The following is a 19,926-nucleotide window of genomic DNA, read 5'->3' as shown; positions in this document are numbered from 1 at the left end:
TCTCCCTGCCAGCGCCCCGCGGGGGAAGCCGGTCGAAGTCCGGCGCTGACCCGCAACGGTAGGCGGAAGGTCTCCTTCCGCGAGCCCGATCACCCGCGGTGCGCACTGCTTCCCGTACAACTCGCCGTGGACTGCGAGGGGACCCCGCCCGGCCCGCGCGGCCCCGGGCCACCCCTTGGTACGTACGGACGCGGCCCGACCCGTAGGCGGCCGACCGTGGCGACCACCAGCGCGCATCCGACGACGGACGAGGCCGGCGCGCCGCCGCCCGCCCGGCGGCTGCCAGTACCACCCCTGATCGCCGTGCTCACGGCCGTGCTGCTCGGCTCCGTGCTGTGCGGCGCCGGGCTCGGCGCGGCCGGTCTGAGCTGGGCCGAGGTGCTGCGCTATCTGGGGGCCGGGCTGACCGGCGGCACGATCTCCTCCGACGAGGTCGCCGTCTACACCATCGTGTGGGAGCTGCGCTTCCCGCGGGCCCTGCTGGCGGCCGTCGTCGGCGCCGGGCTCGCCGCCCTCGGCGTGGCCGTCCAGGCCCTGGTCCGTAACGCCCTCGCCGACCCGTTCGTCCTCGGGATCTCCTCCGGGGCCGCCGTCGGCGCCAACGCCGTCCTCCTCTTCGGGGCGCTCGGCGCGCTCGGCGTCTGGGCGCTGTCGGCGGCGGCCTTCGCCTCCGCGCTGCTCGCCATGGCCCTGGTGTACGCCGCCGCGCGCACCGCCCACGGGCTCACCCCGCTGCGGCTCGTGCTGACCGGCACCGCGATGTACTACGGCTTCTCCGCGCTCACCACCCTCATGGTGTTCACCGCCGACCGCGGCGAGGCGGCCCGCTCGGCGATGATGTGGCTGCTCGGGAGCCTGAGCGGGGCCGGCTGGGGCTCGCTGCCGGTCGCCGGGGCCGCGGTGGCCGCCGGACTGGCCCATCTGCTGCTCTCCGCGGGCCGCCTCAACGCGCTGGCCATGGGCGACGAGACCGCCGCCGCCCTCGGCGTGGACGTCCCCCGGCTGCGCCGCGAGCTGTTCGTCGTCGCGGCGGCGGGCACCGGTGCGGTGGTCGCGGTCAGCGGCGCGATCGGCTTCGTGGGGCTGATGGTGCCGCATGTCGCCCGGATGCTGGTCGGCGCCGACCACCGCCGGGTGCTGGCCGTCGCCCCGCTGCTCGGCGCGGTGCTGCTGGTGTGGGTGGATCTGCTCTCCCGGGTGCTGCTGGCGCCCGTCGAACTGCCCATAGGCGTGCTCACCGCCGTCCTCGGCGTGCCCTGCTTCGTCCTGCTGATGCGGCGGCGCGGCTACACCTTCGGAGGCGGCGCCTGATGCGGATCGACATCACCGGCCTGTCCGTGGAGGTGGCCGGGAAGCGGCTGGTCCACGACATCACCCTGCGGGCCGGCAGCGGCCGGGTGGTCGGCCTGGTCGGCCCCAATGGCAGCGGCAAATCGACCCTGCTGCGCTGTGTCTACCGCGCGCTGCGCCCGGCCGCCGGGACCGTCCGGCTGGACGACGCGGATCTGCACGCCATGGACGCGCGCACCGGCGCCCGGCTGCTGGCCGCGCTGCCCCAGGAGGCCGGTACGGAGTTCGACTTCACCGTGGCCGAGGTCGTCGCGATGGGGCGGCTGCCGCATCAGCGCGGCTCGGGCCGGGCGAGCGCGGCGGACACCGCGCAGTGCACGCGGGCGCTGGCCCGGGTCGGCGCGGACCACCTCGCCGGACGCGGCTTCCTCAGCCTGTCCGGCGGCGAGAAGCAGCGGGTGCTGATCGCCCGTGCGCTGGCCCAGGATCCGCGGGTGCTGGTCCTCGACGAGCCGACCAACCACCTGGACGTCGCCCAGCAGTTGGCGGTGCTGGCACTGGTGCGGGACAGCGGGCTGACGGTGCTGACCGCGCTGCACGACCTCAATCTGGCCGCCCTGCACTGCGACGAGCTGTATGTCCTCGCCCGCGGCCGGATCGCCGCCGCGGGCCCGCCGCACGACGTGCTCACGCCGGAGCTGCTCGCCGAGGTCTTCGGCGTCCGCGCCCATCGCGTACGGCATCCCGAATCGGGCGCCGTCCAGCTGCTGTTCGACCGCCTGACCGCCCCCGCCGCCGACTCCTGAGGACCGCCATGCGCCGCCCCACCGCCCCGCTCACCGCCCTCGCCCTCACGCTCGCCCTCACCGGCTGCGGCGCCAAGGTCTCCGACGACGACGGCAGCGCCGCGCACGGCCGGCACCCCGCCGGAGCGTCCGGCCGCTACCCCGTCACCGTCGAGAACTGCGGTATCCGCACCACCTACGACAAGCCGCCCGCCCGCGTGGTCACCAACGACGTCGGCATCACCGAGATCATGTTCGCGCTCGGCCTGGAGGACCGGATGGCCGGGTATGTCATGCCCGACGACAAGGGCGATGTCGGCGCCGTCCCCTGGAAGGCCGCGTACGGCAAGGCCCCCTGGCTAGGCAAGAAGGCCCTCACCAAGGAGATCGCCCTCGACGCCCGCGCCGACCTGGTCTTCGCGGGCTGGAACTACGGCTTCGGCGAGGACACCGGCCTCACCCCCGCCGCCCTGAAGAAGCTCGGCATCGGCAGCTATGTGCTGACCGAGTCCTGCCACAACGGCAGGGACGGCGCCCGCGGCGTGATGCCGCCGCTGGAGGCGCTCTACACCGACCTGACGACGCTCGGAAAGATCTTCGGAGTCGAGGACCGCGCCACCGCCCTGGTGAAGAAGTACCGGAAGCAGGTGGCCGACGCCGCCGCCAAGGCCCCCGCTCCCGCGAAGCGGCCCTCCGTCTTCCTCTACGACGACGGCCGCGACAAGCCGTTCACCTCGGGCAAGTACGCCGGACCGCACGACATCATCACCAAGGCCGGCGGCGACCACGTCATGAAGGACCTCAAGGACTCCTGGACGACCGTCGGCTGGGAGACCGTCGTCGCCCGCGACCCCGAGGTCATCGTGATCAACGACTACGGCGACACCTCCGCCGCCCGGAAGAAGCAGTTCCTGATGTCCTACGCCCCGCTCGCCCACGTCTCGGCGGTCAAGCACCACCGGATCTACGTCATGGACTACGCCGACCTCGTCGAAAGCCCCCGCAACCCCGCCGCCGTCACCGACCTGGCCCGCTACCTGCGCGGCATACGGGCGGGCGGCTGACCCCTCGGTGTACGGACACCCGGCGCCCGCCCTTCTACACTGGCCGTGTGGTGACCACCGACTGGCAGAGCGACCTCCGCAGGCGCGGATACCGCCTGACCCCGCAGCGTCAGCTCGTGCTGGAGGCTGTGGACAGGCTGGAGCACGCCACGCCGGACGACATCCTCACCGAGGTGCGCAAGACGGCGGGCGGGGTGAACATCTCCACGGTCTACCGGACCCTGGAACTCCTCGAAGAGCTGGGCCTGGTCAGCCATGCCCACCTCGGCCACGGCGCCCCGACCTACCACCTCGCCGACCGCCACCACCACATGCACCTGGTGTGCCGGGACTGCACGGAGGTCATCGAGGCGGATCTGTCAGTGGCCGAACCGTTCACGGCGATGCTGCGCGAACAATTCGACTTCGAGACGGATATGAAGCATTTCGCGATCTTCGGGCGCTGTGCGGCCTGCCGTGCCAAGGCCGCCGAGGGCGACGGCTGAGGCGGTCGCCCCCGAGTCGTAGGCTGGCCCCATGCCGCGACCTTCATCCGCCAGCCCCCTGCTGTCGCTGCCCGGCGCCGTCCCCGCCGAGGCCCCCGACGAAGGCGTCGCCGCGCATTACGGCGACCTCTTCCGCGAGCAACGTGCCCTCGCCGACGGCACCGGCTTCGTCGACCTCTCACACCGTGGCGTGGTCACCGTCACCGGCGCCGAGCGGCTGAGCTGGCTGCATCTGCTGCTCACCCAGCACGTCAGCGACCTGCCACCGGGCCAAGCCACCGAGGCGCTGATCCTGTCCGCGCACGGCCACATCGAGCACGCGCTCTCCCTCGTCGACGACGGCGAGACGACCTGGATGCACACCGAACCCGGCAACCAGGAGGCGCTGATCGCCTACCTGGAGAGCATGAAGTTCTTCTACCGGGCCGAGGTCGCCGACCGCACCGACGAGATCGCCGTCGTCCACCTCCCGGCCGGCTCCATCGCCGAGGTGCCCGCGAAGGCCGTCGTCCGCGAGACCGCGCACGGCCGCGACCTGTTCCTGCCCCGCGCCGACCTGGAGTCCTTCGCCGCGGACCACGGCCCCGCGATCGGCGTCCTGGCCCTGGAGGCGCTGCGCGTCGAGGCCCACCGCCCCCGGCTGGGCCTGGAGACCGACCACCGCACCATCCCGCACGAGCTGGGCTGGATCGGCACCGCCGTCCACCTCCAGAAGGGCTGCTACCGCGGCCAGGAGACCGTCGCCCGGGTCCACAACCTGGGCAAGCCGCCGCGCCGGCTGGTCTTTCTGCACCTGGACGGCAGCGAGGTCCATCTGCCCCCGCACGGCACCCCCGTCCGCCTCGCCTCGGACGGCGAGGAGGGCCGCCAGCTCGGCTTCATCACCACCTCGGCCCGCCACCACGAGCTCGGCCCGATCGCGCTGGCCCTGGTCAAGCGGAATGTGCCGGTGGACGCGCCGCTGACGGCGGGCAGCACGGCCGCGGCGCAGGAGGTCGTCGTCGAGCCGTAGGGGCCGTCAAGCCGTAGGGGCCCGCGACTGACCCGCGGGCCCCCTGGCGGGGCAGAGCCTCGTCCGGCCCTGCCCCGCCGGACCGGTCTCAGACCTCTACCAGCACCGTGAACGGCCCGTCGTTCGTCAGCGACACCTTCATGGACGCCCCGAAGCGGCCGGTCTCCACCTGGGCACCCAGCGCCCGCAGCTGCGCGACGACCTCGTCGACCAGCGGCTCGGCGACCGGCCCCGGTGCGGCCGCGTTCCAGGTGGGGCGGCGGCCCTTGCGGGCGTCACCGTAGAGAGTGAACTGGCTGATCACCAGCAGCGGCGCCGCGGTGTCCGAGCAGGACTTCTCGCCCTGAAGAATCCGCACCGACCACAGCTTGCGGGCGAGCTGCGCCGCCTTCTCCTTCGTGTCCTCGTGCGTGACCCCCACCAGCACGCACAGCCCCTCGCCGACGATCTCCCCGACCGTCTCGCCCGCCACCTCGACGCGGGCACCGTCAACCCTTTGCACCACAGCTCGCATACCCGCCATCATGCCGGGCGGCCCACCGCCTTCGGACAGCCGTGCCCCCACGGGGGCCGTTCGGGTGCCATGGCCCTGCGGAAGGACCGCCCAGAGTGGCACGATGCGTGCACGTGGTGCGTTTCATGGACAACATGCCCCAGGACGCGGCACCGGACGAGGGGACGGAACGATTCATGAACACTCTCGGCGCCGGACAGACACCCGGTCCCGTACCAACCGCCCGTACGACACCGGCCGGACGGACGACATCGACCACCCCCGCGACCGACCCCGCACATCCGGCGCCCGCCACCCCACCACCCCCCACCGCCCTGACGACGACCACAGCGACGGCTCGCGTCGAGCCCCCCGGCACCGAGGACGGCCCCATGCTCCAGGCAGGCCAGACGCAGCACCCCCGCCCCCCGCAGCAGCGCGACCACTGCCTGCCGGCCGCCACCCCCGATCTGTCCGGCCTGGGGCTGCCCGAGCTGCGCGTCGTACGGCGTGATTCCCAGCAGGAAGAGGCCGATCTCAGCTATCTGCGGCGGCTGTTGCAGGGCCGGATCGACATCCTGCGGGCCGAGATCGCCCGCCGCACCGCCCAGCAGTCACCGCTGCTGGACCGGCTCCCGGAGATCCTCACCGACCTGCCGTCGCGGCACCGCTCCTCCGCCCGGCATGTGACGCTCGGTACGCCGCACAGCGAGGAATACCGCAGGCTCGCCGAGGACATGCTGGGCGAGGTGGAACTGTCCGACCTCACCGCGCGTACGGACCAGGAGCTGCACGACGCGATGGGCCGGCTGATCCGCTACGAACAGCAGGTGTCCCGGCGCCGTCAGTCGTTGCAGCGCACCACGGACGATTGCAGCGCCGAAATCGCCCGCAGGTACCGTGAAGGTGAAGCGCAAGTAGACGACCTGCTGTCCTGACCGGGCCACAAGCCTCTGGGGGGCGCGGGTCACTCCCGGAAGGCCGACGATGACCTCGCCCACCCCCATATCCGAGCCGACCTCGGAATCCACCACGTCCCCGGATTCCCCGGCGGCCGCGCTTTCCCCCGCTTCCTCCGCTTCCCCCGTTTCCTCCATCTCCTCCGCCGTCTCTCCGGTCCTCGCCGAGGTCGTCCGCTCCGGCTTCGTCGAGGGGCGGCACCGGGGCTCCCTCGTGGTGCTCGCCGCCGACGGCAGCGTGGACTGGTCCCTGGGCGACGTGACCGCGCCCGTCTTCCCCCGCTCCACGAACAAGCCGATGCAGGCAGCGGCGGTGCTGCGGGCCGGCCTGGACCTCTCCGGCGAGCGGCTGGCGCTGGCCGCCGCGAGCCACTCCGGCGAGCCGTTCCACCTCGACCTCGTACGGACCATGCTGGCCGAGCACGGCCTGACCGCCGACCACCTCCAGACGCCCGCGGACCTGCCGCTGGACCCCGAGGAGGCCGAGGCATACCTCGCCTCCGGCCGGGTCCGCGACCGCCTCACCATGAACTGCTCGGGCAAGCACACCGCGATGCTGGCCGCCTGCGCGCTCAACGGCTGGCCGCTCGCCACGTATCTCGACGAGGTCCATCCGCTCCAGCAGCTGGTCGCCGACGGGGTCCGCACCGCCAGCGGCGAGGACGTCGCCCATGTCGGCACGGACGGCTGCGGGGCGCCCCTGCTGTCGCTGTCGCTGACCGGGCTGGCACGCGCCTTCCGGCACTTCGTCATGGCCGAGCCCGGCAGCCCCGAGCGGCGGGTCGCGGACGCGATGCGGGCCCACCCGGAGTACGTCGCCGGCACCCGGCGGCCCGACACCTGGCTGATGCAGGCCCTTCCCGGCGCCCTCTCCAAGATGGGCGCCGAGGCCGTGCAGGCGCTGGCCCTTCCCGACGGCCGCGCCCTCGCCTTCAAGATCGACGACGGCGCCACCCGCACCCTCGGCCCCATCCTCGCCCGCACCCTCCGCCTCATGGGCCTCGACGCCCCTGTCCTCACCCGCCTTGAGGACGCACCGCTCCTTGGCGGCGGGACGCGGGTGGGGGAGATTCGGGCTTCGTTCTGACGGCTGGTGGTTGGCTGCGGGTTCGTTGTGGCTGGGCGGTCATGCCCGTCGTGTACCTGCGGGGTCGTTGTGGCTGGGCGCGCAGTTCCTCGCGCCCCTGTGGGGGTGGCCGCGGCCTTTTTGCTGCGGCTGTGTTGTGGCTGGTGCCGTTGCGGGGTTTGTGGCTGCCGCGGGGGCCGGAGGGGACGCACCGGGGCCCTCCCCCAGCCTCCGGCCGGGAGGTGCCCCCACGGCGCGGGCGACGCGGGTCCATGGGATTGAGTACCCCGGTGTTTGCTCCGGTCCTGCGGGCGGGCCCCGGTACATCCCCTCCGACCGTCCCCCGTCGCCGACTGCCGGACGGTGGCACCGTCCGTCACCACCCATCTCGGCCCGCGCCCAAGCTGCGGACGGCCGGGCCAGATGCCTGCCAAGAGGTGCCGCTGCCTTGCCGTAACGGTGATCCGTACGGCGGGACAACCGCGTACGGACGGAGGGCGGAGGGGATGCCCGGTGAGCCGCCCGCAGGACCCGGAGCGGACAACGGGGCTTAGAACCTCTGGGACCCGCGTCGCCCGCGCCGAGGACGGCTTACCGGGCGTCCCCTCCGACCCCACCACCCACCAAGCCATAGGCGCACCGGCCCCAGCCCACGGCAAACCCGCACCCACGCCCACCCCACGCCCAGCCACCGGCAACGCGCGCCCGCTGCCGCTCCCGCGACGGCCTGCATAAGGTGGCGATGACACGGTGCACGCACGTATCACCCACCAACAGCAGGAGGCCGGCGACCATGAGCGACGCGAATTCCGAGCCGCAGGGGCCCGAGGCGATCGAGCACGCGCACGACCCCGAGGTGCTTCAGCTCGCGGCCAAGGTGTTCGACCTGGCGCGGCACGGTGACACCGACACGGTCGCCGCCTACGTGGACGCGGGCGTGCCCGCCACCCTGACGAACGACAAGGGCGACTCGCTGGTGATGCTGGCGGCGTACCACGGCCATCCCGCCACCGTGGAGGCCCTGTTGCAGCGCGGCGCCGACGCGGACCGCCCCAACGACCGCGGCCAGACCCCGCTCGCCGGCGCGGTGTTCAAGGCCGAGGACGAGGTCGTCAAGGTCCTGATGGCACACGGCGCGGACCCGACGGCAGGTACTCCGTCGGCGATCGACACGGCCCGGATGTTCGAGAAGGCGGAGCTGCTGAAGCTGTTCGGGGCGGAGTGACCCGGCGGACGGCCCGGTAGCTGAGGACCGGCCCAGCCCCTTCGCGGCCAACGGCGCGGCCGCGCCACCGCTTGACCTCAAGCTCGATTGAGGTTCTAGCGTCGGGTCGAGACGGCACCCCGCCGTTCACCGACTCGCGCCGCACGCCACGAAGGGCCCCGCATGTCCGAGCACCCCTACCGCCTCGCAGTGATCATCGGCAGCACCCGGGAGGGCCGGTTCGCGCCCGTCATCGCGAACTGGTTCACCCGGCACACCGAAGGCCACCCGCACATCGACGTGGACGTCATCGACCTGGATGCCGTCCGCCCGTACGAACTCCGTTACGGCAGCGAGGAGTACGAGACCTTCGCCAAGCGCGTCGACGAGGCGGACGCCTTCGTCGTGATCACCCCGGAGTACAACCACTCCTTCCCGGCCCCGCTCAAGCACGCCATCGATCTGCTGCATGCCCAGTGGCACGCCAAGCCGGTCGGCTTCGTGTCGTACGGCGGGATCTCCGGCGGTCTCCGCGCCGTCGAGCAACTGCGGCTGGTTTTCGCCGAGTTGCACGCCACCACGGTGCGCGAAACGGTGAGCTTCCCGCTCGCCGGCAACCTCTTCGACGACACGGGCCACCTGCACGACCCGGCCTCGGCCGCACAGGCCGCCGACACCCTGCTCCACCAGCTCACCTGGTGGGCAGTGGCCCTCCGCGAGGCCCGCGCGACCCGGCCGTACGGCGGCTGAGGCCCGCAGGGTCGGTACGCGTCCGGCACGTGGCCCGGCAGTGAACCGGATCCGCCTTCGCCCCCCTCAGGCACCCTGCCCCCGCACCGCCGTCGCGACATGCACCTTCATCCCGCACGGAACGCGTCCGTCCGGCAGCGCCAGCCCCGCCGACTCCGCCTCGAAGCGGGCCCGCAGATCCGCCGTGACCGCGGGGGCGAGCGGCCCGAGGTCGTAGTACGTGCCCACGGTCCGCCAGACCTGTTCCGGCGGGCCGGTCAGGTCGATCCGTACGGTCTCCCACTCGGCCGGGGCGAATCCGGCCGGGCGGAAGACCGCGTCGAAGCCCTCGCGGGTGCGCAGCCGGGGGTCCCCGAGCGGCGGAATCCGTTGTGCCGCGGGGGCCGCCTCGAACAGCGGGCGCGCCAGCCGCAGAAAGCTCTCGCACGCCTCGCCGCCCGCCGCACCGGCCCCCAGGACGACGGCCAGCGTGCCGCCCGGCGCCAGCACGCGTGCCATCTCCGCCGCGACCCGTTCCGCCTCGCCCATCAGCATCAGCGCCATATGGGATACGCAGCCGTCGAACCAGCCGTCGGCGAAGGGGAGTTGCTGCGCCCGGCCGGGGCGGAGGTCGGCCGCGGCGAGGCCCGGACGGCGGCGGGCCAGCGCCAACTCCTCGGCGGAGAGGTCGAGTCCGGCAAGCACCGAGGGGGCGCCCGAAGGCCGGGCGGCGAGGAGCTCCAGCAGCAGTCCGTCACCGCAGCCGAGATCCAGCACCCGGTCGCACGCCGATACCCGGTCCCGCAGCAGCTCGTAACTGGAACGGCCGTCCGCGGCCTTTCCGTGGGCCATCGCCCGCACGGTCACCGCGGGATGCGCGGCATGAAAGGTCCGCAGAAACTCTTCCTGAAGCGTCGTCATCCGCCGAGCCTAGGAGCGGGCGCGCCCGCCGCGCTCAGCTCTCGGGACGCTCCTGGAGCGCCCAGCCGTTGCCGTCCGGGTCGCTGAAGTAGACGAACGAGTTCCATGCCCCGCCGGGGCCGTCCGCCATCGCGCCGTCCTCGACGTGCTGCACGGGGCCGGCCGGCACCCCCCGTTCGACCAGTTGCGCACGGGCCGCGGCGATATCGGAGACCACCAACTGCAGCCCTTGCAGAGAGCCTGGCTTCTCTTCCATGACGCCGGTGCCCGCGCCGATGACGATCGAGCAGCCCGACCCCGGCGGCGTCAGCTGCACGATGCGTGCCTCGTCGCCGATGCACATGTCGTGATCGACGGCGAAGCCCATCTGCTCGCTGTAGAAGCGCTTCGCCCGCTCCACATCGGTGACCGGAACCGGTACCAGTTCGAGCTTCCAGTCCATGGCGCGCCGTCCTTCCGTACGGGCGACGGCCCCTGCACAGCGGCCGTCGGACCGGCCTTGTCGCGCTGCAAGAAGTCTAAGGAGCGGTGAGCTGAGGCGCGCCTCCATGACGGAGTGAGCACTCACTCCGTACTGTGCCGCCATGACGCCACCCTCCTCCCGCCGACGCGCGCCCGGCATGAGCGTCGAGGAGCGCCGAGCCATGATCGTGGCCGCCGCGCTGCCGCTCGTGGCGGAGTACGGCGCGGCCGTCACCACCAGCCGGATCGCCCGCGCCGCAGGCATCGGCGAAGGCACGATCTTCCGGGCCTTCAAGGACAAGGACGAGCTGCTGGACGCCTGCGTCACCGAGGCGGTCGGCACCGACCATGTGCTGCGCGAACTCGCCTCGATCTCCCTGGACGGACCACTCACCGCCCGGCTGGCCGAGGCCGCCGAGGCCCTGCACGCCCATATGGAACGCATGGGCACCGTCGTCGGCACCCTCCACGCCTCGGGCCACCGGCGGGGCCGCGGCCCGGATAGCGGGAGCCGGGGCGAGGAGACTGCCCTGCTGGATGGCCGGGGTGGGCAGGCTCCGCCACCGGATGGCCAGGACCGGGAAGCTCCGCCGCCGAACGGTCGGGACGGGCAAGCTCCGCCGCCGGACAGCCGGGCTCAGTCCCTCACCGCCCTGCGCAACGCCGTCATCGAGCTGCTCGAACCCGACCGGGCCGCCTTCCGCCTGAGCCCCGACAAAGTCGCCGCCGTCTTCCTGGGCCTGCTCTTCACCCGGCTACAGACACCGGCATCGGCATCGGCACCGGAGGCCGACGCCCCGCCACTCACCCCCGACGAACTCATCGCCATCCTGCTGCACGGCACCCTCAACGCCCCCGGGAGCGCCTGATCCCCGTGCCCCTCAACCACACTCCTCCCCCATTAGGCCCAGCAGCGTCCGACACGGCACTCCAGGCCCTGGCCCAGGTCCGTCAGCAACCAACCACCAGCACCAGCCGTCAGCCCCATCGCCCCAAGCCCGTCCTCAGCCCCTCACCCGTTGACGAACGTCATGCTGGACTCGTCGTAACGGGTTCCGGCTATCTGGCCGGTCGGGGCGGCGGCGTCGATCGCGGTGAGTTCCTCGGTGGTCAGCTCGATGGCGAGTGCGCCGAGGTTCTCTTCCAGGTACTTCTGGCGGCGGGTGCCGGGGATCGGCACGACATCCGCACCGCGGTGCTGCACCCAGGCCAGGGCGAGCTGACCGGCGGTGACGCCCTTCTCCGCGGCGAGTTCGTCGAGCTTCTTCACGATGGTCAGGTTCTGCTCCAGGTTGCCGTCGGCGAAGCGCGGCTGGCTGCGGCGCATGTCGGACTCCGGCAGGTCCTTGGCCGAGGTGTAGCGCCCGGTCAGGAATCCGCGGCCGAGCGGCGAGAACGGCACCAGGCCGATGCCGAGTTCACGGCACACCGGTGCGATCTCGTCCTCCAGGACGCGGGTCCACAGCGACCACTCGCTCTGGAGCGCGGCGATCGGATGCACCGCATGCGCCCGGCGGATGGTCGCCGCACTCGCCTCGGACAGCCCGAGGTGGCGCACCTTGCCGGCCGCGACGAGTTCGGCCATCGCGCCGACGGTCTCCTCGATCGGCACCTCGGGGTCGACGCGGTGCTGGTAGTAGAGGTCGATGTGGTCGACCCCGAGCCGGCGCAGCGACGCGTCGCAGGCCTCTCGTACGTAGGCGGCGTCGCCCCGGATCACGGTCGGCTCGCCGAGGGCGTTGGCGAAGCCGAACTTCGTCGCCAGCACCACCTCGTCCCGCCGCCCGGCGATGGCCCGGCCGATCAGCTCCTCGTTGTGTCCCGCGCCGTAGAAGTCGGAGGTGTCCAGGAGGCTGACGCCGAGGTCGAGCGCGTGGTTGATGGTCGCGATCGACTGCGTGTCGTCCGACTCCCCGTAGGCGTGGCTCATGCCCATGCAGCCGAGCCCCTGTGCGGAAACCGCCAGCTCACCGAGGTGACGCGTCGGGATGTTCGTCGTGGTCATGCTGTTGCTCCTCCTGGACGTGCGGTGGACGGGATCTGCATCCCGGAACCTGCTCCGAGCTCCCGGTCCCCCAGCGCCCTGATCCCCGATCCCTGAGCCCTGAGCTCTGAGTCCGGCGCCCGCGTTGCGGACGTGTCCCGTAATCCCGTCCCGGACGCTATGAGTTGGAGTGCACTCCAAGTCAACAGAGTTTTTTCAGGCGGGGTTGGACAGCCGCGGGTTGGGCGGGTGCGGCGCCCCCGACATCCAGCTTTCAGGCGCCCGCGCCCTCTGTCAGCCTCCGTCGGCGCCGTTTCCCGCTATCGCCCGTAGGGCCTGGCAGTGCGCGGCGAAGGCGGTGCGGCCGCCGGGTGTCAGGGCGAGCCAGGTACGCGGGCGCTTGCCGACGTATCCCTTGGTGACGGCGACATAGCCGGCCTTCTCCAGGGTGGCTACCTGCCGCGACAGGACCGAGTCGCTCACCTCGACGGTGTCGCGGACGAAGGCGAACTCGGCCTTGTCGGCGGCCGCCAGGGTCGCCACGATGGAGAGGCGGACCGGGGCGTGAATCACCTCGTCGAGTTCATGACGTGGATGTGCCCCCGGACTCGTTTCGGTCACCGCCGCGCCTCCAGATAGCCGCCTATCAGCCCGGGAAGGGCCACCACCACTGCCCCGGGGACCCACCACGACGCGGCACCCTGATGCCACGTCACGCCGGGGAACAGCACCGCGAGGTAGAGCAGCGTCCACACCATGATCAGGCCTACATGCCGCCGACCGAAGCCGCGCCGGGAAACGCGCTGCCGGGCCGCGTAGACCGACAGCCCGGCGATGGTGGCGATCCAGCCGCCGACGCCGATCGCCACCCCCTGGGGCGAGGGCAACAGTCCGACGCACAGCACCATGACCGCGGCTGCGCAACCGTAGATCACTTGATACCGGACGTACCACTTCGAGCCCTTCCGCACCGTCGAGTCCAGCTCCTGCACCCGGGCCAGTGCGGCCGCCGCGTCGTGTGAGGCGTACTCCCCCATGCCGATTCCCCCTGTCTGATGATCCGACTTCCTGCGTTCAGCGTGACAAATACTTTCCAATTCGACAAGTACTTTCCAGCCATTGTGAGTTGGGCTCGGCGATCGCACCCCTGCGGCTCCGCGGCGTCCAGGGAGGGAGGGCAGCGGTCGCGGGGTCGGCCGCGTCACGGCCGCCTGGGCGACGAGGCCCAGGTCAGGTAGGGTGGCGCTGCCATCAGTGAACGGACCCAGGAGGTGAGACCGATTCCCCGCCAGACCAGGCAGGTGCTCCCGGCTCACGCCCGTGCGGTCCACCCGATGCAGGTGACCCTCCGACACACGTGACCCGGGAAGCGCACTCGGCGCCCCGAAAGGCTCACATGTCGTCATCTCCGCTTCCGTCCCACCCGTCACCGCTCTCATCGCCCCTCCCGGCCCCCCTCTCCACGCCGCACTCCGCACCGCACTCCCGCGCCACCGTCATCAGCGAACTGCGCGCCGCCGGCTGCGTCTTCGCCGAGGACGAGGCGGAACTGCTCCTCTCCAGCGCACGCACCGCGGCCGAACTCGCCGCCATGGTGGAGCGGCGCGTCATCGGCCTCCCCCTGGAACACGTCGTCGGCTGGGCGGAGTTCTACGGCCGGCGGGTCACCGTCGACCCCGGCGTCTTCGTGCCGCGCCGCCGTACCGAGTTCCTCGTGGGCCAGGCCATCGAGCTCGGGCGCCGGGCCGGCGACCGCACCGGGCGGGCCCCGGTCGTCGTCGACCTGTGCTGCGGATCCGGCGCGGTGGGCGCCGTACTGGCCGACGCCCTGGACCGGATCGAGCTGCACGCGGCGGACATCGAGCCCGCCGCGGTGCGCTGCGCCCGCCGCAATGTCGCTCCCGCCGGGGGTGGGGTGTACGAGGGCGACCTCTTCGACGCCCTGCCCGGCGGCCTCCGGGGCCGTATCGACGTCCTGGTGGCCAACGTGCCCTACGTACCGACCGGCGAGGTCGGGCTGCTGCCGCCCGAGGCCCGCGAGTACGAGCCGCTGGTGGCGCTCGACGGTGGTGCGGACGGGCTCGACGTCCTGCGGCGGGTGACCGCGGCCGCGCCGCAGTGGCTGGCGCCAGGAGGCCATCTGCTGGTCGAGACGAGCGAACGGCAGGCCCCGCACGCGGTCGGGGCCTTCACCCGCAACGGGCTGCTCCCCAGGGTGACCGGCTCCGAGGAGCTCTACGCCACCGTCATCATCGGCACGCGGCCGGCGGACGGGCGGGCCATACCGGGACCGTCGTAACGCCGTCGTCCACTGGCCCGCAGCGGGGAGGCGTGCGGGCCAGCGGAGGGGCACCCCGCGGTACGCGAGGGTGTTTCCCCGCCCCCATCGGGCAGCCGACAAACAAGGAACAGGCCCCCGGCCCAGCGCCCCCGCTCGCAAGCCCCGCCCCCACCCGACCGGAGTACTATTGCTAGCGCTTGCTTGCAATAGTTAGCAGGGCGAGGCACCATCGGGGTATGGCATCACTCAATGTCGGCAATCTCGGCGAGTTCCTGCGGGAGCAGCGGCGCACGGCGCAGCTGAGTCTGCGGCAGCTCGCGGATGCCGCCGGGGTGTCCAATCCGTACCTCAGCCAGATCGAGCGCGGCTTGCGCAAGCCGAGCGCGGACATTCTTCAGCAGCTCGCGAAGGCGCTGCGGATATCCGCGGAGACGCTGTATGTCCAGGCCGGGATCCTGGACGAGCGGCGCGGTCTGGACGGGGTCGAAGTGCAGACCGCGATACTCACCGACCCGGCGCTGAACGAGCGGCAGAAGCAGGTCCTGCTCCAGATCTACGAGTCCTTCCGCAAGGAGAACGGGCTCGGGAGCGACGGCAAGGACACCGCTGCGAGCGGACATGAGGACGGGCGCGGCACGGACTCCCTCACGACAGAGGCCGACGGCGGCCCGCACGCCACCTGAGCAACCGATTCCGTTTCCAGGAGGAACAACGCCATGGCCATCAACACCGATGACCTCCGCAAGGCCCTGACCGACGCGACCCCGCTGTACGCCCTGGCCGGCACCGTCGACCTGGCTGCCGAGAAGCTCGGCGAGGTCCCGCAGTTCGTCGAGAAGATCCGGGCGGAGGCGCCCAAGCGCTTCGAGTCCGTCCGCAGCACCGACCCCAAGGACGTCCAGGCCCTGGTCAGCAAGCAGGCCAAGGACGCCCAGGAGAAGCTCGGCGAGCTGCTGGGGTCGCTGGACGGCGACATCAAGAAGGTCCGCGACCAGGCGCAGGAGCTGGCGCTCCAGGGCGTGGGCCGGGCCGCCGAGGCCGTCGTCCGGGCCCGTGAGGGCTACGAAGAGCTGGCCGAGCGCGGCCGGGGCGCCGTGGCGACCTGGCGCGGCGAGGCCGCCGACCAGGTCGAGGACCTCGCGGTGGCGATCGAGCCGGAGCCCGCGCCCAAGCCGGCGCAGAAGCCCGCGAACAAGAGCGACGCGAAGAACCAGGCCGCCAACGGGACCAAGGCGGAGACCAAGGCCACCCCGTCGACGCAGCCCAAGCCGGCCGCGCCGAAGAAGCCCGTCGCGCAGCGCAAGCCCGCGCCGGCCCGGAAGAGCACCCCGCCGTCCGCCAAGTGACCGCGGAGCACCGGGTGAGTGGGCTGTGAGCCGGCTCACCCGGCGCCGGGAGCGCCGATTGACCGCACGGGCCGGGCACACTTCAGGTGCCCGGTCCGTTGTGCGGGTACGGTGGGGCCGCGTGGGCGGCCGACGGCCGCAGCAGCGGACCGAGACGACACGACGGGCGAACGGGCGGTGCAGGGCGTGCTGATTTACGGGTTCCAGAGCATTCTGAGCTGGGTGCAGCTCACCCTGGGTGTCTATGCCGCCGTGATGCTGATCGATGCGGCCGTGCGGCGGGAAGACGCCTATCGCGCGGCGAGCAAGCAGAGCAAGGGCATGTGGCTGATTTTCCTCGCTCTTGCCACGGCGCTGCTGTTCATCCTGCCGATCATGTCGTTCCTGCCGGTCATCGGCGTGATCGCGGTGATCGTCTACACCGTCGACGTCCGGCCGGCGCTCCGGCAGGTCTCCGGCGGTGGGCGCGGGCCGCGCCGCGGGGGCTCCAGCTCGGACGGGCCGTACGGGCCCTACAACGGCGGGCGCTGAGCCGCACCGGGCCGCCCGGCCCCCGGGGCCCACGGCGGCGCTGAACGGCGCCGAGCCGCACGGCCCCGGCGACCCGCGACTCCGTCCCCGGCGCCCCGCGGCTGCGTCAGCGCCGGTCCAGCAGCAGGACGGCCACGTCGTCCGTCAGCTCGCCGCCGTTGAGATCGCGGACCTCCCTGACCGATGCGTCCAGCAGCTCCTCGCCGCTGAGACCGGCCGCCATCTGGCGGCTGACCAGCTCGGTCATGCCTTCCTGGCCGAGGCGCTGATTGCCCTTGCCGATCCGGCCCTCGATCAGGCCGTCGGTGTACATCATCAGGCTCCAGGAGCCGCCCAGCTCGACCTGACGGCGCGGCCAGCGGGCGTTCGGCAGCAGGCCGAGCGCCGGGCCGCCGAATTCGTACGGCAGCAGGTCCGGGCGCTCGCCGGCGCGGGCCAGCAGCGGTGCGGGGTGGCCGGCCAGGCACAGCCCGGCGCGGCGGCCGTCCGCGGAGATGTCGACGGTGCACAGCGTCGCGAAGATCTCGTCGTCCGCGCGCTCGTGCTCCAGCACCTTCTGGAGGGTGGCCAGCAGCTCGTCGCCGCAGAGTCCGGCGAAGGTCAGCGCGCGCCAGGCGATCCGCAGCTCGACGCCGAGGGCGGCCTCGTCCGGGCCGTGGCCGCAGACGTCGCCGATCATCGCGTGGACGGTGCCGTCCGGGGTGCGGACGGTGTCGTAGAAGTCGCCGCCGAGCAGCGCGCGGCTGCGGCCGGGGCGGTAGCAGGCCGCGAACCGGAGGTCGGAGCCGTCGAGCAGGGGCGTGGGCAGGAGGCCGCGCTCCAGGCGGGCGTTCTCCTGGGCGAGCATCCGCGACTCGGTCAGCTGGCGCTGGGCGAGGTCGGCGCGTTTGCGTTCCACGGCGTAGCGGACCGCGCGGCTGAGGACCGCGCCGTCCAGCTCGTCGCGGAAGAGGTAGTCCTGGGCGCCGACGCGGACGGCGTCGGCGGCGCGCTCGGCGTCCGTCTCGTAGGTGAGGACGAGGACGGCGTGCGAGGTCGCCATGCGCAGCACGTCGCGCAGTATGCCCAGGGTGTCCCCGGGTGTGCCGTCGCCGTCAGGGTCGGCGGCGGGCTCCGCCGGGGGCAGGTCGAGCAGGATGCAGTGCACGTCGTCGGTGAGCAGCCGCTCGGCCTCGGTGAGGTTGCGGGCGGTCCGCAGGCGCACCTTGCGGCCGGCCCAGTCCCACATCTCGGGGACATGGCTGTTGGGGTCCTCGCCGATGAGGAGCAGGGTCAGGCCCTGGTGGAGCGGTCCGCGGTCGGCCGAAAATCGCTGTTCGTCCGGCTGGGGCTGCCCGGACTCCGGGTAGCCGTGCGGTGCCGGACGGGCCGGTTCCTGGCCGCCGGCGGGCGCCGGGACGCTCGTGCCCCGGGCCGTCGCGTCCCCCGCGCCCGGCGCGTCGGCGACCCGCGCATGCGCGCAGGCGTCGTCCGCCGGTCCTGCCTGATGCGGCAGCACGACCGTCCGCTGGTGCGGTACGGGTACGGGCATTGGTCTGCTTCCTTCCCTCCCCCCGAGGGGTGCGGCGGGGCGCCGACGGCGCACCACCGTGCCCGGCTCCACGTCGCTCGTCGGTCAAATGAGTGGGCCGTGCCAGGCACTGACAGGCGACCATAGCGTCAGTACGGAGAGGTATGGAATGCCCGGCGGCAATCGGCCATCGTCATATGCCGCACCCGATAAGCCATTTGACCTGGGGAGGGCGGAATGCGGAATGACGAACATCACCCCGCTTGAGTGCATTCCGCTACGCCACGACAACCCTCAGACAGCAAGAAATCCGGTCATTCATCGTCCGTTGTGACGCGCGCCATCACCGTCGTCCCCACCATCGGGGCGGACGACCCCGAGGATCGGCATGGAACCGACGCCGGTGATCGTCACCTGCCGGCCGGGACGTGGCGCATGCACAATTGCGCCGTCACCGAGATACATCCCGACATGGCTGGCATCCGAGAAATAAATGATCAGATCGCCCGGCCGCATATCCCTGAGGCCGACGCGCGGCAGCTGCCGCCACTGCTCCTGTGAGGTGCGCGGAATCGTGTGGCCACCGGCCTGCCAGGCCCGCAGGGTCAGCCCGGAGCAGTCGAAGGTGTCCGGCCCCTCGGCGCCCCAGACATAGTCCTTGCCGAGCTGTGCGGTGGCGAAGGAAATCGCTTTCTTGCCGGCCGCCGACGCATTGTTGCTGATGTCTTTCAGCACGCCGGAGTCGAGCCACTTCTGCTGCCGCGCGAAGGCCTGCGCGTCCTCCAGCTTCTTCAGCCGGTCCTTTTCCTTGGCGGCCAGCCGGGATTCCAGCTGCTTTGCCTCGTCGATCTTTTTCTTGATGTCCCGCTGGGCGCTTTCCTTCTTCTTGCGGTTCGCCTCCAGCTGCTCCCAGCGGTCCGTGGCGGAGTCCGAATACTTCTCCAAGTCACCCTTGAGACGCCCGAGTTGGCTGATCACACGCTTGGCGGCGAACTGTCCCTTACGGGCCAGAGTGGCATTGTCGAGAAAGCCTTCCGGGTCGGTGTCGAGCATCAGTTTCGCCTCGGAGGGGACCCCGCCGCCGCGATACTGGGCGCTGGCCAGCGAGCCCGCCTGCCGCTTCAGGGCGGCCAGCTTGTGCTGGGTGCGGTCGATGCTGCGGGCCAGCCGGACGATCTCTTTCTGCTGGAGCCCGACCTGCTCCTCGGCGGCGTTATACGCGTCGGTGGCCTGCTCGGCCTGGCGGTAGAGGGCCTCGATCTTCTTGCGTACGCCGTCGAGGCGCTCGGCGTCGGCGTCCGCGGCGGCCGCGGCGCTCCCGGCCCGCCGGGCGTCCGCGGACGGGTTCTTCGGGTCATCGGCGTACGCGGCCGTCGCCGTACCGCCGAGCAGACCCATCGCGCACAGGACGACGGTGGTGCACACCACCAGTCTGCGGCCTCTTACTCCCCGTGCCCCCCGCATGCCTCGTACGTCCCGAACGCCCTGCTGTGCCCCCTGGCTCCCCACCAGCCACCTCCGGTCGTTCCGCACCGATATCGCCTTGCCTCAGGCGCGGATGCTGCCATACCGACTGGTAATTCAACAGGGTGACGGGCTGTTTCGCACCACTCGGTGAGCACTTCTCCCCCCGCACCCAGCCGATGGCCGAGGTTCACCCTGCGTTCACTCTCCTCCTTCGGCCGCTTCACCTGATCTACCTAATTTCAGCCGTACCGAGTGCGCGCCATGCCCACAGCGCAAGCGCGACACGGCTAGCTGGCATCGCACGAACGCGACAGCCAATGCCCCGCTCACCACCTCG

The 19,926-nt window shown here is 72.0% G+C and carries 22 protein-coding genes and 1 riboswitch; of the genes, 14 read left to right on the top strand and 8 right to left on the bottom strand.

Translation table 11 applies throughout. The features are described from left to right. Nucleotides 1-21 precede the first annotated feature (21 nt). Nucleotides 22-95, top strand: a riboswitch (cobalamin riboswitch). Between the two features lie 121 nt (nt 96-216). Genes QT196_RS23280 through QT196_RS23260 form a run of 5 tightly spaced genes read left to right on the top strand, consistent with a single transcriptional unit; the run spans nt 217 to nt 4,636 of the window. Beyond that, nucleotides 217-1,311 (top strand): iron ABC transporter permease, encoded by a 1,095-nt coding sequence (locus QT196_RS23280; protein ID WP_266734319.1) that lies wholly within the window; start codon nt 217-219, stop codon nt 1,309-1,311. Beyond that, nucleotides 1,311-2,096 carry an ABC transporter ATP-binding protein gene (locus QT196_RS23275; RefSeq protein WP_266734321.1) on the top strand — a complete coding sequence of 262 codons (786 nt, stop codon included), beginning with the start codon at nt 1,311-1,313 and terminating at the stop codon, nt 2,094-2,096. Before QT196_RS23280 ends, QT196_RS23275 begins: the two co-directional genes overlap by 1 nt. Nucleotides 2,097-2,104: 8 nt before the next feature. After that, a complete protein-coding gene (locus QT196_RS23270) occupies nt 2,105-3,139 on the top strand; it encodes an ABC transporter substrate-binding protein (RefSeq protein WP_266734323.1) in 1,035 nt (344 codons plus the stop codon). A gap of 47 nt (nt 3,140-3,186) precedes the next feature. Continuing rightward, on the top strand, nt 3,187-3,624 hold the full coding sequence (locus QT196_RS23265; protein ID WP_085928095.1) for a transcriptional repressor: 438 nt from the start codon (nt 3,187-3,189) through the stop codon (nt 3,622-3,624). 31 nt (nt 3,625-3,655) lie between these two features. Continuing rightward, nucleotides 3,656-4,636: a glycine cleavage T C-terminal barrel domain-containing protein gene (locus QT196_RS23260; RefSeq protein WP_266734326.1), complete on the top strand. Its 981-nt coding sequence runs from the start codon at nt 3,656-3,658 to the stop codon at nt 4,634-4,636. An 88-nt stretch (nt 4,637-4,724) separates the two neighbouring features. On the opposite strand, the gene dtd is transcribed toward QT196_RS23260, so the two are convergent. Then, complete coding sequence (gene dtd, locus QT196_RS23255; RefSeq protein ID WP_042146934.1) at nt 4,725-5,150, bottom strand: D-aminoacyl-tRNA deacylase; 426 nt, start codon at nt 5,148-5,150, stop codon at nt 4,725-4,727. A gap of 371 nt (nt 5,151-5,521) precedes the next feature. Between dtd and QT196_RS23250 the strand changes: the two genes are divergently transcribed. The 4 genes from QT196_RS23250 to QT196_RS23235 all read left to right on the top strand — a co-directional run bounded on the left by QT196_RS23250 (nt 5,522) and on the right by QT196_RS23235 (nt 9,108). Beyond that, entirely contained in the window at nt 5,522-6,067 is a 546-nt protein-coding gene (locus QT196_RS23250; RefSeq protein WP_168483920.1) for an ABC transporter substrate-binding protein, read from the top strand. A 49-nt stretch (nt 6,068-6,116) separates the two neighbouring features. Continuing rightward, nucleotides 6,117-7,175: an asparaginase gene (locus QT196_RS23245; protein WP_248001274.1), complete on the top strand. Its 1,059-nt coding sequence runs from the start codon at nt 6,117-6,119 to the stop codon at nt 7,173-7,175. A gap of 772 nt (nt 7,176-7,947) precedes the next feature. After that, nucleotides 7,948-8,379, top strand: coding sequence for an ankyrin repeat domain-containing protein (locus QT196_RS23240; protein WP_168480844.1), 432 nt, complete (start codon nt 7,948-7,950; stop codon nt 8,377-8,379). A 162-nt stretch (nt 8,380-8,541) separates the two neighbouring features. Further along, nucleotides 8,542-9,108, top strand: a complete 567-nt coding sequence (locus tag QT196_RS23235) for an NADPH-dependent FMN reductase (protein ID WP_168480843.1) — start codon at nt 8,542-8,544, stop codon at nt 9,106-9,108. Between the two features lie 66 nt (nt 9,109-9,174). Here QT196_RS23235 and QT196_RS23230 read toward each other — a convergent pair whose 3' ends face one another. Continuing rightward, nucleotides 9,175-10,008, bottom strand: coding sequence for a class I SAM-dependent methyltransferase (locus QT196_RS23230; RefSeq protein WP_266734333.1), 834 nt, complete (start codon nt 10,006-10,008; stop codon nt 9,175-9,177). A gap of 34 nt (nt 10,009-10,042) precedes the next feature. Beyond that, a complete protein-coding gene (locus tag QT196_RS23225) occupies nt 10,043-10,450 on the bottom strand; it encodes a VOC family protein (protein WP_168480841.1) in 408 nt (135 codons plus the stop codon). A gap of 202 nt (nt 10,451-10,652) precedes the next feature. Between QT196_RS23225 and QT196_RS23220 the strand changes: the two genes are divergently transcribed. Further along, nucleotides 10,653-11,339, top strand: coding sequence for a helix-turn-helix domain-containing protein (locus tag QT196_RS23220; RefSeq protein ID WP_266734501.1), 687 nt, complete (start codon nt 10,653-10,655; stop codon nt 11,337-11,339). Nucleotides 11,340-11,482: 143 nt separating this feature from the next. Here QT196_RS23220 and QT196_RS23215 read toward each other — a convergent pair whose 3' ends face one another. The 3 genes from QT196_RS23215 to QT196_RS23205 all read right to left on the bottom strand — a co-directional run bounded on the left by QT196_RS23215 (nt 11,483) and on the right by QT196_RS23205 (nt 13,491). Beyond that, the gene (locus QT196_RS23215; RefSeq protein ID WP_168480840.1) at nt 11,483-12,475 is read right to left on the bottom strand and encodes an aldo/keto reductase; all 993 of its coding nucleotides are present in this window, start codon (nt 12,473-12,475) and stop codon (nt 11,483-11,485) included. A 273-nt stretch (nt 12,476-12,748) separates the two neighbouring features. After that, nucleotides 12,749-13,075: a transcriptional regulator gene (locus QT196_RS23210; RefSeq protein ID WP_168480839.1), complete on the bottom strand. Its 327-nt coding sequence runs from the start codon at nt 13,073-13,075 to the stop codon at nt 12,749-12,751. Further along, nucleotides 13,072-13,491, bottom strand: a complete 420-nt coding sequence (locus QT196_RS23205) for a hypothetical protein (RefSeq protein ID WP_168480838.1) — start codon at nt 13,489-13,491, stop codon at nt 13,072-13,074. The genes QT196_RS23210 and QT196_RS23205 overlap by 4 nt, the downstream gene beginning before the upstream one ends. A gap of 359 nt (nt 13,492-13,850) precedes the next feature. Here QT196_RS23205 and QT196_RS23200 point away from each other — a divergent pair, with 359 nt between their 5' ends. The 4 genes from QT196_RS23200 (at nt 13,851) to QT196_RS23185 (ending at nt 16,612) form a co-directional block, all read left to right on the top strand. After that, entirely contained in the window at nt 13,851-14,753 is a 903-nt protein-coding gene (locus QT196_RS23200; protein WP_168480837.1) for a putative protein N(5)-glutamine methyltransferase, read from the top strand. A gap of 218 nt (nt 14,754-14,971) precedes the next feature. Then, on the top strand, nt 14,972-15,418 hold the full coding sequence (locus QT196_RS23195) for a helix-turn-helix transcriptional regulator (protein WP_168480836.1): 447 nt from the start codon (nt 14,972-14,974) through the stop codon (nt 15,416-15,418). Nucleotides 15,419-15,451: 33 nt separating this feature from the next. Beyond that, the gene (locus tag QT196_RS23190) at nt 15,452-16,081 is read left to right on the top strand and encodes a hypothetical protein (protein ID WP_168480835.1); all 630 of its coding nucleotides are present in this window, start codon (nt 15,452-15,454) and stop codon (nt 16,079-16,081) included. Nucleotides 16,082-16,267: 186 nt separating this feature from the next. Continuing rightward, nucleotides 16,268-16,612 (top strand): DUF2516 family protein, encoded by a 345-nt coding sequence (locus QT196_RS23185; RefSeq protein ID WP_290355585.1) that lies wholly within the window; start codon nt 16,268-16,270, stop codon nt 16,610-16,612. Between the two features lie 106 nt (nt 16,613-16,718). On the opposite strand, the gene QT196_RS23180 is transcribed toward QT196_RS23185, so the two are convergent. Beyond that, complete coding sequence (locus QT196_RS23180; RefSeq protein ID WP_168480833.1) at nt 16,719-18,143, bottom strand: PP2C family protein-serine/threonine phosphatase; 1,425 nt, start codon at nt 18,141-18,143, stop codon at nt 16,719-16,721. Between the two features lie 297 nt (nt 18,144-18,440). Continuing rightward, complete coding sequence (locus tag QT196_RS23175; RefSeq protein WP_290355584.1) at nt 18,441-19,550, bottom strand: C40 family peptidase; 1,110 nt, start codon at nt 19,548-19,550, stop codon at nt 18,441-18,443. Nucleotides 19,551-19,926 lie beyond the last annotated feature (376 nt).

It is taken from the genome of Streptomyces sp. P9-2B-2, assembly GCF_030406865.1.
Taxonomy (GTDB): Bacteria; Actinomycetota; Actinomycetes; order Streptomycetales; family Streptomycetaceae; genus Streptomyces; species Streptomyces platensis.
This window is presented reverse-complemented; position numbering and strand designations above follow the sequence as displayed.